The organism is Pararhizobium sp. LjRoot238 (genome assembly GCF_964252955.1).
In the GTDB taxonomy this organism is placed as follows: domain Bacteria; phylum Pseudomonadota; class Alphaproteobacteria; order Rhizobiales; family Rhizobiaceae; genus Pararhizobium.
Genome location: NZ_CAXUPP020000001.1, coordinates 26,100 through 41,424 on the forward strand (window position 1 = coordinate 26,100; position 15,325 = coordinate 41,424).

21 protein-coding genes are annotated in these 15,325 nt (G+C 60.7%); 7 read left to right on the plus strand and 14 right to left on the minus strand.

The window, feature by feature from the left end:
* The first annotated feature begins 68 nt into the window (after positions 1-68).
* Positions 69-503: a DUF5330 domain-containing protein gene (locus ACSQ3F_RS00165; protein ID WP_436098347.1), complete on the plus strand. Its 435-nt coding sequence runs from the start codon at positions 69-71 to the stop codon at positions 501-503.
* Positions 504-714: 211 nt separating this feature from the next.
* Positions 715-1,134, plus strand: a complete 420-nt coding sequence (locus ACSQ3F_RS00170; RefSeq protein WP_436101994.1) for a SufE family protein — start codon at positions 715-717, stop codon at positions 1,132-1,134.
* Here the strand turns inward: ACSQ3F_RS00170 and ACSQ3F_RS00175 are convergent.
* The 10 genes from ACSQ3F_RS00175 to ACSQ3F_RS00220 form a co-directional block, all read right to left on the minus strand.
* A complete protein-coding gene (locus ACSQ3F_RS00175) occupies positions 1,103-1,954 on the minus strand; it encodes a DUF6456 domain-containing protein (RefSeq protein WP_436098348.1) in 852 nt (283 codons plus the stop codon). The genes ACSQ3F_RS00170 and ACSQ3F_RS00175 overlap by 32 nt on opposite strands.
* Positions 1,947-2,438: a helix-turn-helix domain-containing protein gene (locus tag ACSQ3F_RS00180; protein ID WP_436098349.1), complete on the minus strand. Its 492-nt coding sequence runs from the start codon at positions 2,436-2,438 to the stop codon at positions 1,947-1,949. The genes ACSQ3F_RS00175 and ACSQ3F_RS00180 overlap by 8 nt, the downstream gene beginning before the upstream one ends.
* A 243-nt stretch (positions 2,439-2,681) precedes the next feature.
* Positions 2,682-3,113 carry a MucR family transcriptional regulator gene (locus ACSQ3F_RS00185; protein WP_436098350.1) on the minus strand — a complete coding sequence of 144 codons (432 nt, stop codon included), beginning with the start codon at positions 3,111-3,113 and terminating at the stop codon, positions 2,682-2,684.
* Positions 3,114-3,590: 477 nt separating this feature from the next.
* Complete coding sequence (mnhG, locus tag ACSQ3F_RS00190) at positions 3,591-3,953, minus strand: monovalent cation/H(+) antiporter subunit G (RefSeq protein ID WP_436098351.1); 363 nt, start codon at positions 3,951-3,953, stop codon at positions 3,591-3,593.
* A complete protein-coding gene (locus ACSQ3F_RS00195) occupies positions 3,950-4,336 on the minus strand; it encodes a cation:proton antiporter (protein ID WP_436098352.1) in 387 nt (128 codons plus the stop codon). Before ACSQ3F_RS00195 ends, mnhG begins: the two co-directional genes overlap by 4 nt.
* On the minus strand, positions 4,333-4,809 hold the full coding sequence (locus ACSQ3F_RS00200; RefSeq protein ID WP_436098353.1) for a Na+/H+ antiporter subunit E: 477 nt from the start codon (positions 4,807-4,809) through the stop codon (positions 4,333-4,335). The genes ACSQ3F_RS00195 and ACSQ3F_RS00200 overlap by 4 nt, the downstream gene beginning before the upstream one ends.
* Complete coding sequence (locus ACSQ3F_RS00205; protein ID WP_436098354.1) at positions 4,806-6,368, minus strand: Na+/H+ antiporter subunit D; 1,563 nt, start codon at positions 6,366-6,368, stop codon at positions 4,806-4,808. The genes ACSQ3F_RS00200 and ACSQ3F_RS00205 overlap by 4 nt, the downstream gene beginning before the upstream one ends.
* A 7-nt stretch (positions 6,369-6,375) precedes the next feature.
* Positions 6,376-6,753 carry a Na+/H+ antiporter subunit C gene (locus ACSQ3F_RS00210; RefSeq protein WP_436098355.1) on the minus strand — a complete coding sequence of 126 codons (378 nt, stop codon included), beginning with the start codon at positions 6,751-6,753 and terminating at the stop codon, positions 6,376-6,378.
* Positions 6,753-7,172, minus strand: coding sequence for a Na(+)/H(+) antiporter subunit B (locus ACSQ3F_RS00215; protein ID WP_436098356.1), 420 nt, complete (start codon positions 7,170-7,172; stop codon positions 6,753-6,755). The genes ACSQ3F_RS00210 and ACSQ3F_RS00215 overlap by 1 nt, the downstream gene beginning before the upstream one ends.
* Positions 7,169-9,532 (minus strand): putative monovalent cation/H+ antiporter subunit A, encoded by a 2,364-nt coding sequence (locus ACSQ3F_RS00220; protein WP_436098357.1) that lies wholly within the window; start codon positions 9,530-9,532, stop codon positions 7,169-7,171. Before ACSQ3F_RS00220 ends, ACSQ3F_RS00215 begins: the two co-directional genes overlap by 4 nt.
* 246 nt (positions 9,533-9,778) lie before the next feature.
* Here ACSQ3F_RS00220 and msrB point away from each other — a divergent pair, with 246 nt between their 5' ends.
* Positions 9,779-10,186, plus strand: a complete 408-nt coding sequence (msrB, locus tag ACSQ3F_RS00225; protein WP_436098358.1) for a peptide-methionine (R)-S-oxide reductase MsrB — start codon at positions 9,779-9,781, stop codon at positions 10,184-10,186.
* A 41-nt stretch (positions 10,187-10,227) separates the two neighbouring features.
* On the opposite strand, the gene ACSQ3F_RS00230 is transcribed toward msrB, so the two are convergent.
* A complete protein-coding gene (locus ACSQ3F_RS00230) occupies positions 10,228-10,494 on the minus strand; it encodes a hypothetical protein (RefSeq protein WP_436098359.1) in 267 nt (88 codons plus the stop codon).
* Positions 10,495-10,758: 264 nt separating this feature from the next.
* On the opposite strand from ACSQ3F_RS00230, the gene ACSQ3F_RS00235 reads away from it, so the two are divergent.
* Positions 10,759-11,277 (plus strand): hypothetical protein, encoded by a 519-nt coding sequence (locus tag ACSQ3F_RS00235; RefSeq protein ID WP_436098360.1) that lies wholly within the window; start codon positions 10,759-10,761, stop codon positions 11,275-11,277.
* 37 nt (positions 11,278-11,314) lie between these two features.
* Here the strand turns inward: ACSQ3F_RS00235 and trhA are convergent, their stop codons facing one another.
* Complete coding sequence (trhA, locus tag ACSQ3F_RS00240) at positions 11,315-11,995, minus strand: PAQR family membrane homeostasis protein TrhA (RefSeq protein WP_436098361.1); 681 nt, start codon at positions 11,993-11,995, stop codon at positions 11,315-11,317.
* A 135-nt stretch (positions 11,996-12,130) separates the two neighbouring features.
* On the opposite strand from trhA, the gene ACSQ3F_RS00245 reads away from it, so the two are divergent.
* The 3 genes from ACSQ3F_RS00245 (at position 12,131) to ACSQ3F_RS00255 (ending at position 13,513) form a co-directional block, all read left to right on the plus strand.
* A complete protein-coding gene (locus ACSQ3F_RS00245) occupies positions 12,131-12,352 on the plus strand; it encodes a peptidoglycan-binding domain-containing protein (protein WP_436098362.1) in 222 nt (73 codons plus the stop codon).
* Positions 12,353-12,436: 84 nt separating this feature from the next.
* Positions 12,437-13,000, plus strand: coding sequence for a GNAT family N-acetyltransferase (locus ACSQ3F_RS00250; RefSeq protein ID WP_436098363.1), 564 nt, complete (start codon positions 12,437-12,439; stop codon positions 12,998-13,000).
* Positions 13,001-13,072: 72 nt separating this feature from the next.
* Positions 13,073-13,513: a VOC family protein gene (locus tag ACSQ3F_RS00255; protein ID WP_436098364.1), complete on the plus strand. Its 441-nt coding sequence runs from the start codon at positions 13,073-13,075 to the stop codon at positions 13,511-13,513.
* A gap of 5 nt (positions 13,514-13,518) precedes the next feature.
* Here ACSQ3F_RS00255 and ACSQ3F_RS00260 read toward each other — a convergent pair whose 3' ends face one another.
* Positions 13,519-14,307: a carbon-nitrogen hydrolase family protein gene (locus ACSQ3F_RS00260; protein WP_436098365.1), complete on the minus strand. Its 789-nt coding sequence runs from the start codon at positions 14,305-14,307 to the stop codon at positions 13,519-13,521.
* 274 nt (positions 14,308-14,581) lie between these two features.
* The gene (locus ACSQ3F_RS00265) at positions 14,582-15,004 is read right to left on the minus strand and encodes a universal stress protein (protein WP_436098366.1); all 423 of its coding nucleotides are present in this window, start codon (positions 15,002-15,004) and stop codon (positions 14,582-14,584) included.
* Between the last annotated feature and the right edge of the window lie 321 nt (positions 15,005-15,325).

Consider the following 15,325-nt stretch of genomic DNA (forward strand, 5'->3'; position numbering starts at 1 on the left):
CAAGGCGCCAAGAAGAAAATCCGGCAAAGACCGGACGTGAGGCGCCGGACCATAGGATGGGCAAAACAATGTGGTTTCTGATCAAGGGAACATTCTGGTTTTCGCTGGTGCTGGTGCTTCTGCCGTTCCTCGACCCCTCGAGCAGCGCGACGCTTGAGAGGGGTCCGAAGGTGGATGTCGGCGACACGGTGTCGGCAGCGACCGAGGCCTTCGGCTATATCAGCGCGCTCTGCGTGCAGAAGCCGGACGTCTGCGAAAAGGGCGCCGAGACCTTCGTGGCGCTCGGCCACCGGGCCCGCGAAGGTGCCAAGATCGCCTATCTCTTCCTCGACCAGCAATTCGCCGAACCGAGCGACACGGTGACGACCGGCACCATCACCACTCCTGTGCCGGCCACCACCATCACGGCGCAAGAACCTGCCTCCGCCGAGGCCGAGCCACTGTTCAACAAGGTGCCCGTGCCGGAGAAGCGCCTCGAACCGAAAGCGGCGCTATCGAAATAAACCGCGCCGGCTTTCCGTTTATCCTGCCTGAACTGCCGATCTGCGACAGCCGTGGGAACGCCCGTTCCTCACCGCTTTTTCCTTCTACGGTCCCCATTTCCCGGCCAATCGGCGGATTCGGATGCCGGGAACGTGATGTTTTCCGAAAACGCTTCACACTTTTCGGCATCGCGCCTATATGAAGGGCATGGATCAGATGAACATATCGCGGATCACGCCGCTGGCCGAAATCATCGACAATTGCTCCTATCTGGACGATTGGCAGGACCGGATGAGCTATGTCATCGAGCTTGGCCGCAAGCTGCCGGAGATGCCCGAGCAGAAGCGCACGGCCGAGACCAAGGTGCATGGCTGCGCCAGCCAGGTCTGGCTGGTCACCCATGCCGACAGCGCCAAAGGCGATCCGATCCTCACCTTCGAAGGTGAATCGGACGCCCATATCGTGCGCGGCCTCGTCGCCATCGTGCTGTCGATCTTTTCCGGAAAGCCGGCCTCGGATATCGTCAGGATCGACGCGCTTGACCTGTTCGGCCGCATGGGCCTGATCGAATACCTGACGGCGCAGCGCGCCAACGGCCTGCGCTCGATGATCAAGCGCATCAAGGAAGAGGCGGCCCGCTATCTGGCCTGACGCCTGTTACCAGGCCGCTGCCATCCGGCCGATACCCCTCCGCTCCCCAGACATGGCTTTGCCTGCCCGCAGGACGCGGCGGCGCATAGTGACGGGCAAGCGCCATCAGGGCAGCGCGCAACATCAGCTTGGCTGAGCGCACCGGCCATTGCCGCTCCCGCTCGACGAGCTCCAATCCCTTCTGAAAGCAGCAGACATCGAGCGCGACGCCGCAGAGCTCCGGCCCGATCGCCTCCATCGCCCTGCCGACCCGCATGCGTGCTGCAAGCGCCGTGTCGCAGAGGTCGGCCGTGCCGCCAGCCCCTCCCTTGGTCTTGGACGCAAGCCGCGGCTCGTAGGCCATGGTCAGGCGCGGCTGCAATTGCGCCCGGGTGAAATCGGCATGCAATCGCTCGCCTGCGGCCAGCGCTTCGGGGGCCAAGAAGGCCTGGCCCGACTTCTCCTTCAGCCGGGCGATGGCGCCGAGCGGTGATTCCAGCGGGTTGACGCGCACGGTCTGGCGGATGCCATCGACGGAAACGGTGCGGTTTTCAGTGTCCCGATGCTGCTCCTGAAACGCTTCGTCGGGCGCCAGCAAGGCGCGGCGCAGGAAAGCCTGGGCTTCGCTCGTGGCGCGAACCCGGTTGCCGTCGCAGACGACGAGGCCCGACGCGCAGGCTTGGTCCAGCGCGCCTTGCGGGAAATGCCGCGGCGGCCGGTCACCGCCGGAAGAGAGCGTCACGCGCCCCTCCACGGGCTCCATGAAGACCGCCGAATGACTTGCAGCGTATCGGACGAGGCGGACGATGGTCTTGTGACCGGCATCAACGGCATCACTCATGCTCGCGGCCTCCCGGCGCGCCGAAAACCGAGGTGATGACGCGCTCGACCGAGGCGACGAAATCATCGAAGGCCGGATCGTCGCGGCGGTCCTCGACGACATTGCAGGCATGGCTGACGGTCGTCCGGTCGCGGCCGAAGGCGTAGCCGATATCGGTGAGCGAGATCTGCAGCACCACATGGCAGACATACATGGAGATCTGCCGGACATGGCAACTGGTGCGCCGGCGGTCGCGCCTCAGCGGCACCCGCTCGCCGACCAGCATCACCATTTCCGCCGTCAGCTGGCGCACGACGCGGCAGCGCAGATGGGCGGCGACCGGCAAGACCGGTCCCCAGGGCTCGGCAATGGTGACCGTACCGCCGAATGGCGATGGCGAAGCCGACTTGAATTCCAGCGGCGGACGTGGGCCTGCCGCTGCACGGGTGCGGTTCGGCGGCGTAAATTGGTGGGCGGGAAGAGGGTCAGCTTTGCAGAGGGGCATGATCTACTCCTTTAAATAGGAAATAATTCATACACCCTAGTGCGACAACGGGGATGAAAGGAACCGCCTTTCCGCAACCATCCGTTGTTTTTTCGAGGTTTTTAATCATTTATCCGAAGAAAATAGGTATATTTTCCTCCACCCGCAAATCTGATGTCTCTCTCTTGCGGCTCGCGGGTGATAAAAAACCGGCCTGGTCTCGCCGGGCCGGTTTGCTGTTTAAAGGGCTGGAGCGCCCAGCCCCTACTTGGCGCGGCGCTTGCGGCGCTGGCCGAGACCCATTTCCTTGGCGAGGCGCGAACGCGCTTCGGCATAGGCCGGAGCCACCATCGGATAGTCGGCCGGCAGGTCCCACTTCTCGCGATAGTCTTCCGGCGACAGGCTGTGGTGCGTCATCAGGTGGCGCTTCAGCGACTTGAAGGTGCCGCCACATTCCAAACAGGTGATCTGGTCATCCTGAACCGACTTGCGCACGGACACGGCCGGCTTCGGCTTTTCAACGGCAACAACGACCGGAGCCGGGCTGCTGGTGTTGTTCAGGGCGGCATGCACATCGCCAATCAGCGTCGAGAGTTCGGCGACCGGTACGACATGATTGCTGACATAGGCTGCAACGATCTCTGCGGTGAGTTCAACCAGAAGATCGTGGCCCGAGCCAAGCGTTAGATCCGTCATTCTTTCTTTCTCCTATCGGAATTCTTCAAACATGCGCACGACGGGTATCGTGAACACAACCAAAACATGCGAAGAAAATGTCCGAAAAGCGCGGTAAACGACTCTGATCCGAAGATTTCCCTCGACAGAAACCGTAAAACCTCGACAAGCTCTCATATTACTCCTAATTCCGGGGTTTGAATACATCGCCAAAGCGCCGGGACATACCGGCACCTCAAAGCAACAACCAATATACACAACCCATGCTGGAAATTTATAGGGAATTAATATGGAAACGGACACTTTGCCTTTACTCGATTAACACCGATCAAAGAAAAGTCCAATAATAATTTGTGCGATATCTAGCCTATTCATCTTGAAATGTGGCGCAAACCCTCACCGTGATGGAAACATTACGTTACATCCAAAAAAAGACACAGCATTGTGTTGGTGGGCGAGCGATTCTCTACGTCCAAACTGCTGCAGTGTTTGCGGATGCTAGAGACTGCCGGACTTCCGTTTTGCCAATGGCAATTGGTCGGTAACGGACAGATTGGTGAGCCTGTATCCCGCCTGATGGGCGGCCTTGGCGAGAAGATGGGCGGAAACCGGCGCCGTCAGAACGAAGAAGGCGAATCCGGCGAGCGCTCTCAGCAGAATGGCGACATCGAGCGCGTGCAGCCCCGCAGCCAGCAACAGCAGTCCGGAGCCGACAGTGCCTGCCTTCGAGGCCGCATGCATGCGTGTGTAGAGGTCCGGAAAGCGCAGAAGTCCAAGCGCTGCCAACAGGCTGAAGATCGAGCCAACCACCAACAGCACGCTGACGGCGATCGCCACCAGCATATCCGGATCGGTGCTCATCGGCGGCCTCCCTTCTTCTGGCGCCGCGCCGGGGCCAAGGCCTTGCCATGCTTCGGCGCCGGTACGGCACGTCTGTCGTCCAGGGGGCCACTGCCTGATTCCGGCGACAAGCCGCGGGCCAGAATGAAGCGGGCAAAGGCCACGGTCGCAAGAAAGCCGACAAGGCTCAGCGCAATCGCGATGTCGATATAGAGATTGAAGCCGCTGCGGATGGCGATGACGGCAATGAAGCCGATGGCGACGGCAACGAGCATATCGAGCCCGAGCACCCGGTCCGGCAGGGTCGGTCCGCGCACGATGCGGGCCACCGTCAGCAACAGGCCGAGCGACAGGATGACAAGCGCGAAGATGGTCGAGAAGGAAAGGATGGCGGACGCGCTCATGCCGGAAAAGCCTCCCGGATACGGCGCTCGAAGCCGGTGGAGATCGCCCGCCTTTCGGCCGCCGGATCATGGCAATCGAGCGCGTGCACATAGAGCGTCTTGCGGTCGTCCGAGACATCGACCGACAAGGTGCCGGGCGTGAGCGTGATCAAATTGGCGAGAAGGGTGATTTCGAAATCGCGCGTAATCGTCAGCGGAAAGGCGAAAATCCCCGGCCGCAGCCGCATGTTCGGCCGCAGCACCATCACCGCGACCTTGATTGCCGACAGCGTGAGTTCCTTGAAAAACAATCCTGCCAGCAGCAGCACTTTCACCGGGCGGACGCGATGCAGGCTGGCCGGCAACTGCTCGCGCACCAAGAGCAGCGACAAGGCGCCGATCAGGAAGCCGAGCGCCAGATTGTGGAGCGTGTAGCTGCCGGTGACGACCACCCAGACCAAGGTCAACAGCAGATTGACGATGACGAATCTCATGGCGCGCTCCCGGCCGGAAAGACGGAATTGAGATAGGCGGCCGGCTCGTTGAGCGTCAAGGCGGCCTTCTGGACGAGGCCGAGCAATGTCTCGGGAAACAGTCCGATCAGGATGCTCACCGCCGTCAGGGCAATCAGCGGCAACAACGCCGTTGCCGGCAAGGCGGCCTGTGCCAATGATGCGCCAGCGCCCGCCGGCCGCCAGTAGGCGAGCAGGAACAGCCGTCCCGTGGCGATCGTCGTCAAGAAGCCGGTGAGAAGCAGGGCACCCGCCAGCCACCAGATGCCGGCGTCGAGTGCGGACTTGACCAGCATCACCTTCGGCCAGAAGCCGGAAAAGGGCGGCAGGCCGGAGACCGCGAAGAACAGCATCAGCGACAAGGCCGAAAACAGCGCATGACGCGTGTAGAGCCCGCTCAGCGAGGACAGCGAAAAGCCTCCGCCGAGACGGGCGGCAAGGCCCGCTGCCAGATAGAGCGCCGTCATCACCACCATGGAATGCAGAGCGTAGAACACCGCACCGCCGATGCCGCCCGGTCCGCCGACGGCGATACCGGCCAGCATGGAGCCGATGCCGGAAATGACGAGGTAGCCGAGCAGGCGCCGCGTGTCGGTCTGCGCCAGTGCACCGAGCGCGCCGGTGATCATCGTCAGCGCGCCGGCAAACGCAATGACGAAGCTGAGTTCTTCCCGCCCGAGCGGAAACAGCATGACGGAGACGCGGATCAGCGCATAGATGCCGACCTTGGTCAGCAGCCCGGCAAACAGCGCCGAGACGACGATGCGCGGCGTATGATAGGAGGCGGGCAGCCAGAAATTCACCGGGAAGGCCGCTGCCTTCATACAGAAGGCGAAGACAAAGAGCGCGATCAGCGTCGTCAGCGGCGCCGTACCGTGCAACTCGCCGGCCTTGCGGGTGATGTCGGCCATGTTGAGCGTGCCGAAGATGCCATAGAGATAGCCGGTGGCGATCAGGAACAGCGTCGTGGCGACGAGGTTGAGGAAGCCGTATTTCACCGCCCCGTCGATCTGCTCGCGCTCCGAGCCGAGCACCAGGAGCCCGAAGGACGAGATCAGCAAAACCTCGAACCAGACATAGAGGTTGAAGATGTCGCCGGTCAGGAAGGCGCCGCTGACGCCGGCCATCAGCAGCATCAGCAAGGGATAGAAGCCGTAGCGGCGGCCGCTGTCGTTGATGTCGGTGACGGCGGCAACGGCGCCGGCGAGCGCCACCACGGCCGCCATGAGCGCAAACAGCGCGCCGGTGAGATCGACCGTAAAGGCGATGCCGAAGGGCGGCAGCCAACGGCCCATGACCATCGTCACCGGGCCATTTTGCGAGACATGCCACAGAAGTGCTGCGTCGAGCCCGGCAAGAACGCCAAGTGCCGCAATGGCGATCAGCGGTTGGAGAAAGGTCCGGTGCCGCATCATCATCAGGACGGCCCCGATGCCGATGCACCAGGCGACGGGCAGGATCACCAGCCAGTCGAGCGCTACCACCGGTTCGAGAACCAGCGCTGCGGACAGATCGGCGGGGGGTGAGGAAACGGCGGCCATGGTCGCGTCAGTATCCCAGCGGCGGCAACGCGGCGTCTTTCGGCTCGGCCACGCGCATCTCATCGGTGTTGTCGGTGCTCAGCGTGCTATAGGCGCGCCAGGAGAGCACCAGCAGGAAGGCGAAGAACGAGAAGGAAATCACGATCGCCGTCAGGATCAGCGCCTGCGGCAGCGGATTGGCGACCGGCCCGGCGGGCACGTCGAGACCCGGCCCGATCACCGGCGGCACCTCCCGCATGATCCGGCCGCTGGTGAAGATCAAAAGGTTGACGGCATTGCCGAGGATGGCGACGCCGATGAGCATACGGATGATGAATTTCGACATCATGAGATAGATGGCGATCGTCAGGAAGATGCCGGTCAGGAGCGCGAAAACGGGTTCCATCAATCCTCTCCCCTTTCCTCGAGCGACAAAGCGACGGAGGTGACCGCGCCGACGACGACCAGATAGACGCCGATATCGAAGGTCATGACGCTCGACAGCGGCACCTCTTCGCCAAGGATGACCGGATAGGTCCAAAGCCCCGACATGAACGGCACATGGAACACCATCGACATGAGGCCGGACAGCGTCGCAAGCAGCAGCCCAGCCCCCGCAATGGCCAGCGGATGAAAGACGATCGCCCGGCGCACGGTCTCGACGCCGAAGGCGATGCCGTAGATCGACAGGGCGGCAACCGCGATCAGCCCGCCGATAAAACCGCCGCCTGGCTCGTTGTGGCCGCGCAGCAGCACGAAAATCGAAAACAGTACCATCAGGCCGACAATCAGCGGCGCGACCGTGCGGAAGATCAGCGATCTCATCGGCTCGCATTCTCCGCGTCGGGATCATTGTCGGCGATGCGCCGCAGCGATCCGGCCCTCAGCCGGACGAGCGACAGGATCGCCAGCGCGGCAATCATCACCACGGCGATCTCGCCGAGCGTATCCGTGCCGCGGAAATCGACGATGATGACGTTCACGACATTGGCGCCATGGGCGATCGTCTTCGAATACTGGTTGAAGAAATCGCTGAGCCCCGCGTCGAACGGTCCCTCCGTCACCTTGAGCAGAAGCAGCGTCGCACCGAGCCCGCAGGCAGCAGCGATCGCCGCATCCGGCAGGGTCTCGCGAAACGGGCGATGGTCGGACGGCGAAAGCCTGAGCCGCGTCATCACCAGCGCCAGGATGACGACGGCCAGCGTTTCGATCATGAACTGGGTGAAGGCGAGGTCCGGCGCGCCGTAGATGAGGAAGATCACTGCCACCGAAAAGCCCTGGATGCCAAGCGAAACGATCGCCGTCAGCCGGTCCTTGGCAAGCACGACTGCAACTAGCCCGATCACCGCAATGGCCATAATGGCGAGTTCATGCAGAGGAATGTCCTGCGGAAAGACCGGAGCCCGCGCCAGCTCGCCGTAAAGGAAGGGCGGTGCGATGAGGACGACCGCCAACAGGAGGAAGGTGGCCGTCATATAGGTGTCGAGCCGGCCATTCTGCAGCCGTCTCGTCATTTTGGAAGACAGGCGGACAAGGCCGCGCATCGCCTGGTCGAAGCCGCGATCGGGCCCCCAGCCGATAGCGGCGAGAACAGCGGCGATCCCCGCGCGAAGACGCGTCAGCCCAAGATAGAAACCGATGCCGAGAGCGACGGTCAGCACGGACAGCATGAGCGCTACGCCGGCATGCGGCTCAAGCGAGATAGCAACGGTACGCGCCTCGCCGGCAATTGCCGAGGCCATCGGCGAGGAGATCAACGCATGAACGGTGGTGGACAGGAAAGCGGCGACGAGGCCGGCGAGCGCCAGCACGGCCGGACCGAGCCAGAGCAAAACCGGTGCCTCGTGCGGGGCCTGCGGCGTTTCCAGCCGCTTGCCGATGAACGGTTTCATCCCCACGGCGAAGGCGACGGCGAACATCAGCGCATTGCCGACAACGGCCAGAGCCGCAAAAGTGATCGAGCGCATGTCGAAGGAGGACAGCGCCGTGTAGACTTCCTCCTTGGCAAGAAACCCGAAGAATGGCGGCAGGCCACCCATGGAGATCGCGGCGGCGAGCGCAATGGCAAATGTCAGCGGCATGGCGGATCGCAGGCCGCCGAGCCGGGTGACGTCCCGCCCCCCCGTTTCGTGATCGATGATGCCGGCGACCATGAACAGCGCGCCCTTGAACAGGGAATGGGCCACTAGGTAGAGCGCTGCCGCCTCGATCGCGTAGGGCGCACCGAAGCCGGTCAAGAGAACCAGAAGACCGAGCGACGACACCGTCGTATAGGCGAGCATCAGCTTCAGGTCGGTCTGGCGCACCGCCAAAAGCGCCCCGATGATGAGCGTCGCTGCGCCGAAGACCGGCAGGATGAGCTGCCACTCCGTCGTTCCGCCGAGCACCGGATTGAGCCGCATCAGCAGATAGACGCCGGCCTTCACCATGGTCGCCGAATGCAGATAGGCCGAGACCGGGGTCGGCGCTTCCATGGCGTTGGGCAGCCAGAAATGGAAGGGAAACTGCGCCGATTTGGTGAAGGCACCGCCAAGCACGAGGATCAGCGCGGCAAGATAGAACGGGCTCGCCTTGAGCTGCGGGCCGAAGGAGGTGAGCAACGAAAACTGGGTGATGCCTGAAATGTTCCACAGGATGATCAGCCCGGCGAGCAGGAACAGCCCGCCGCCGCCGGTCACCACCAGAGCCTGCAGGGCTGCGCGCCGGGCCGCTTCGCGCTCATGATCGAAACCGATCAGCAGGAACGAGGTGATCGAGGTCAGTTCCCAGAAGACGAACAGCATCAGGAAACTGTCGGACGCCACCACTCCCAGCATCGAGCCCATGAACATCAGGAGGAACGAGAAGAACCGGCCCTGATGCGGGTGTCCCTTCAGGTAACCGCCGGAATAAAGCACGATCAGCGCGCCAATGCCGGAAATCAAAAGGATGAAGGTCAGCGACAGCCCGTCGATCAGCCAGGAGAAGCTGACATTGAAGGACGGCACCCAGATATAGCCGCCGGTCACCACCCCGCCGCGCGCAATCTCGCCCGAGAAGCCGGTAAAATGCAGGAAGATCGCCACGGGAACGAGTGCCAGCACCCAGGCGGCATTGTGACCGAGGATGCGGGTCAGGAGCGGCGCCACGATTGCGCCCAGGAACGGCAAAAGGAGTGCCAGAAATGTCAGATCGGCGACATTCATGGTTCCGATTGTTCCTTTCAAGGGTTGCGGGCGGCAGGAGACGGCAACAAGGCGTAGCGAACGAATGTCGGCGGCGGACAATCTTCGGGATAAGCCAAGCGATGAGCAAACTCAAGGTTACGGCGGGAAAAACGGCCGCTCTCCCCAGATTGCCACGGGTTGGAGCGCAATTGAACGTGGTGATGGGGTGATTGCCGGAACGCCCCGCCCTCCCTATATCTTGGCAGCAAATCCGAGGAGAGACCGATGAGCGACACCAGCACCTTGAAAATATTCAAGACCAATGAGGAATGGCGTGCGCAGCTGACGCCGGAACAGTACCGCATCACCCGCCAGCACGGCACCGAGCGCGCCTTCTCAAGCCCGGATTTCGACTTGAGCAAGAAGGGTGTCTATCACTGTGTCTGCTGCAACCGGCCGCTCTACCTCTCGCAGGTAAAGTTCAATTCCGGCACCGGCTGGCCGAGCTTCTACGAACCGATCTCGCCCGACGCCGTGACGAAACATCACGACACGTCCTATGGGATGAGCCGGACGGAAATCCGCTGCGCCGATTGCGACGCGCATCTCGGCCACGTCTTCCCCGACGGCCCGCCGCCGACCGGCCTGCGCTACTGCATGAACGGTGTTGCCTTGACCTTCGAACAGGAGTGAATTTGCCGGCCGGGCGGGCACCTGACCGCGCACGGCGCGCTTCAGGATGGCTGCCTGATGCTTTCAATAACAGTCTCCGGCGCGGGTGACATGCCGAAGACATGGGCAAACAGAGCGTAAAGACAGAGCGCCAGGACGACAAGCGCCATCAAGGGAACGAACAGGAAGACAAGGATGACCGACCAATTGCGGCCCGTCGTCATCTCTTCATCCGCTTCGCTCCAAAGGGGGACGCCCTTGTCATCGACGCCGTAGTTTGAACGCTCACTTGAGATGTTGCGGTTTGCGGCATTACGTGGCTCTGACATTCTCCCTCTTTCTCGGTGTGTCTCCACCGTTTTGACACAGAATACATGCTTTTCCGGCAAATTCTTCTATATTACTAATATATCGTTAATCGCGTAACCCTTACCACAGTTACCCCAGGCCCCCTCTACGGTTCTAGTCGAAAGATGGTTTTTCAACCCATTGTTTTTTTCTTGCGATTCGCCGTGAATACGTTTCCGGCGCGCTCCGTCTCAAATGAGAACACAATGGCCGCCTGGCGGCGTACTTCAACAACGGAGGCGGCCTTGAGACATGCGCTGTTGCTGATAGCAGCCCTTTCCGTGAGTTCGCCTGCCCTCGCCGCGGACGACTGGACGCGCTATTCCAATCCGCGCTTCGGATACAGCGCGGCCGTGCCGCCGGGGTTCACGCTTCAGCAGGAAGCCGACAACGGCGACGGCGCGACGTTCCGCGCCGACGACGGGCGTTCCGAGCTTTCGATCTACGGCACGACGGTCGAGGGTGGGGAATTTGCCGGCGAAGCGCGCAAGCGCATCGACCGGGACAGGGCTCGCGGATGGACGATCACCTATGACAAGGTGACAGAGGGCTGGGCGAGCTATTCCGGCTCGCGGACGGCAGATGTTCTCTATGTCCGCGGCATCGCGCTCTGCGACGGGAATGCCGCCTATTTTCGTCTTCGGTATCCGCGCGACGCGCTGAAAAGGTTCGACGGCGTGATCGGCCGGATGGTGAAATCCCTGCGGCTCGCCACGGGATGCGATCGGGCACCGCAGAAGGCTCCCGGCGCTGCACCGAACTGACGTGCACCATGGCGGATGTTTCCGGTGAGGCAGCGGCTCAGGCCGAAGCGCTGCTGATGCAGGTGAGAACGGCGGAATAGTGCACGGCGGAAGCCGTTACCACGAAGCCATGCCAGATGGCGTTCTGGAAGCGCAGCTTTTCCCAGACATGGAAGATCACGCCGCAGGAATAGACGATGCCGCCGATCAGGATGAGGATCAGCGTCGTTTCCTTCAACTGCGACAGGAGCGGGCCGGCGGCAAACACTCCGCTCCAGCCCATGGCGAGATAAAGCAGGATCGCCACCTTGTCGAAGCGGCCGGGAAAGACGCATTTGATCAAAACGCCGACAAAGGCGATCGCCCAGATGCCGATCAGCATGCCGAACAGATAGGGATCGTCCCAGCCGCGCTGCAGGAACGGCGTATAGGTGGCGGCGATCAGCACGAAGATCGACGAATGGTCGAAGCGGCGCAGGAACCATTTCGTCTTCGACACAGGATAGAGATTGTAGAGGAAGGAGATCGACAGCGTCGCAACGAGCCCGGCACCGTAGATCCAGGCGGCGGCCAGTTGCCCGGACGTGCTCCAGACGGTCGCATAGAAGATCATCGCCGTGACGCCGATCAGCGCCGAAACGAGGCCGATCCCGTGGATGACACCATCGGCAATCAGTTCAGAGCGATCGTAATCCCATTTGATGCCCTTGATTTCCACCAGAGCCCCTCGACACTTCATTTCAGTCCGGTTTCACGATGCTGCCAGCAAATTGCCCACCATAGTTCGCAGCATCATATCGCCACCGCAAGCGCGCGGCAGCCATACAATCTGACACAGGCAGGCGAGGCGAAAAAGGGCCGGAAAGATCAATCTTTGCAACAGATCGACATCTCACCGCAGCGTGCGCACCGCTGTTCCCCGGGAGACTACTTCAGCCGCGACCAGATGCGTGACAATTCCGACAACTGGTCGCTGCCCTTCCGCAAGGCACTGCAGCGGCGCCTTGCCGACCAGAGACTCTATTCCGGCCCGATCGACGGCGGCCTCGGCCCGCTGACACAGGCGGCGATCGACAACATTTTCGGGGTGCGGTGAGGGTGATGACGAACGTAAACGGAAGAGTTGCGCCGTTGCAGTCATTGCCAGTATTGCGGAAATCCTTATCCTGCGACGTCGCAAATGTCCAATGCAGTGGCAGAGGTAAGCATGTATTCAGCGCGGCCTATCCTAAACACAGACACTGGAAATCTGGTTGAGCTCTGGCGGCAAACATGGATTGCTACCTATACGGAAAGCCTTGGCGCGGATGCTTTGGAAGCCATGCTATCCAACCTTGACGCTCATGGTGCTTCTGCATTGTTGCCAGACAATGGTGAGCAAGGTTACTGCGCGGTTGTGGATGATGAGATTGTGGGGAGTGCGATCTTTGCGGATCGTGGCGGCACAGCATACCTTTGGGGCATGTACGTTAGCCCTCTCCACCAACGAGGAGGAGTCGGAACGCTTTTGCTGGAAGCCGTTTCATCCGCTTCAAACAGTGATCGTCTTGAAATTCGTGTGTTGTCGGCAATCGAGCCGGCACTGAGCTTTTATACGAAGCAGGGTTTTAAGATCACAGGCCAAGAGGAGACCGAGATCATGCCCGCAATTCACGCGAACTCGCTGATCATGTCCCTCAAGATCGATCGTTCGCGAATCTCCTTAGGATTTCTGCGAAGTGCGACCGGCATAATCGGGCGGTAGTTGATATTTGACGTTGTTGTTTCACAGTGTGCAACGAGGGTTAATCCCGCAGAAGACAAGCAGGTGATGCGAATGACCGTTCCTTTCTCACTTGTTGGCATTGATCACCTCGTCCTTCTGGTTGATGACATGAAGGGTGCGCTCAGCTTCTATTTCAGTGTCATGGGCTGCCAGCCTGGCTACTCATATCCAGAGCTTGGCATGGAGCAAGTGTGGTGCGGATCGTCCCTGATAGTGCTGTGGGACATCACACATCCTGGCGGCCGAAAGGCGGCTCCCCCAGTATCAGGCGGCCGCAACGTCGACCACATCTGCATCGCAACCGGCCCTTTCGACCACGAGGCGATGCGGGCACATTTGAAGGGCCATGGGATCGAAATTCACCAAGAGGCCTTTCATGGGGGATCGCGCGGAATGGGCCACTCCTTCTACATTCACGATCCTTTCGGCAACAAGATCGAGATCAAGGGACCAGCGGAATACCCTGACGGGAGAACAACCATCACAACTTGATGAAGCTATCGCACACGCCGGAACCATTCGTTTTTCTGCGTGGCTCTAATGTGGTCAAGATCGAGGTCGGCAATAACAAGCTCTTGGATCGTTCCGCCCATAGTAACGACCTTACCCAAAGGATCGACTGCAAAGGACCGCCCGTCGTCTTTCGGCTCCGGATAGTTGGCCACAGCCACTCCCACGACCGATTGGAAGGCCATTGCGCGCACGCCCGCCACGCGTATGTCTCCGACACCTACGTCATCGACCAGCGGGCTGCTGTTCGGGACGAGAATAATCTCTGCACCAGCCCTCACGAGGTCCGATGCAACATCAGGAAATTCACGGTCCATGCAGATCATAATGCCGATGGCGATCTCGCCGGCTCCAGTCTGAAGTCGGATTACCTCAGAACTCTCACCAGGCGCACAAACTTCCTCCGGGATGGCAAAGAAGCAGATATGTCGCTTCCTTTGATGAAGGACGATCTCGCCGCTGCTATCGATCAGCACGGCGGAGTTGAAGGGTTTGACTTTCCCTCTCTCAAGAAACGTTGCCACAACGGCAACGCCATTCCTGCGGGCTGCGCTCCGAAATTTGTCAATGAAAGTGCCATCAAGTTCAACCGCTGCATCGATCCACGATTTCTGAGATGCCTCATCTTCAGGATCGAAACGGCTATACCCATTTGAAAACATCTCAGGAAATACGACGACATCGGCGCCGGCTTTAGCCGCGGACGCGATATAACCATCGCTGTCGGCGTCCGGCATAACCTGGGCCAAAGCGACACGAAAATAGCTGCTTGCCAATGAACTTCCTCCTCATCTCCTCGATAACACCGAGCTTCATCACTTGTCTTGGAAACGCGGCTTGCTGAAGGCGCGCCGGCATAGTCATGTCGCGAATATCCCTAATACTCGCGACAAAATCGGCCGCATTGAAAGACTGAATTTCCGTCGCAAAAATCGATCGCAGAACTCAGATTTTTGCGACCGAAATTTGCGACACCCGAGTTGCGGCTTCGGACCAAGCGCAGCCGCTGGCGGCAATTGCTGCCGCATAGGCGACAAGCACCTTCGGCCTTCAGCGATCGATCAGCACCGCGCATTTGCAATGGCTGGCGACGCGGCTTGCGGTGGAGCCGATGAAATAGTCGATCAGGCCGGGCCGGTGCGAGGCGATGATGACCAGATCGCCCTCCATCTCTTCGGCAAAGGCGTTGATGATGCCCGCAGCGCCGCCGACGCGGATTTCGACGCGGCCCCTGACGCCGTGTTTGCGCTTGAGGTCGGTCAGCGTGTTGGCCGCATGCTTGCGGGACGCCTCGATCATTTCCAGCGGAAAGTCGACAATCATGTAGCCCTGCGCATAGGCGTTCAGATCCTCGACCACATTCAATAGAATGATTTCGCCACCCTCGTCGAGCAGCGACTTGGCGCGCTCCAGGACCTTCTCGCCGTGCTCCAGCTGGTCCATGGCAATCGGGACGATGATTCTCGAATACATGACTGTCTCCTCGGGTTCGCCGCGCCGGCAGAGAGGCAAGATGTCCTGCCTCATGGGCCGCTGTTTTCACCAACCCTCGCTGCCTTGCGCGGATAGACTAGAATATAGGTGTGTCCGGGAAAAAGTCACAACTTGCCATGTGGCCGCAGGCGATTGTCAACAGGTTGAGAACGGTACTTCCTCAATACGCCCCCTTTCGCGAACGCTACGCGCGCGCCATATAGTTTGCAACAGTTGCAAACGGGATCGCGCCATGGCCAGCTTCGACAGACGCACCTTCATGAAGTTTTCAGCAACAGCGCTGGTGACGGGAACCGCTGC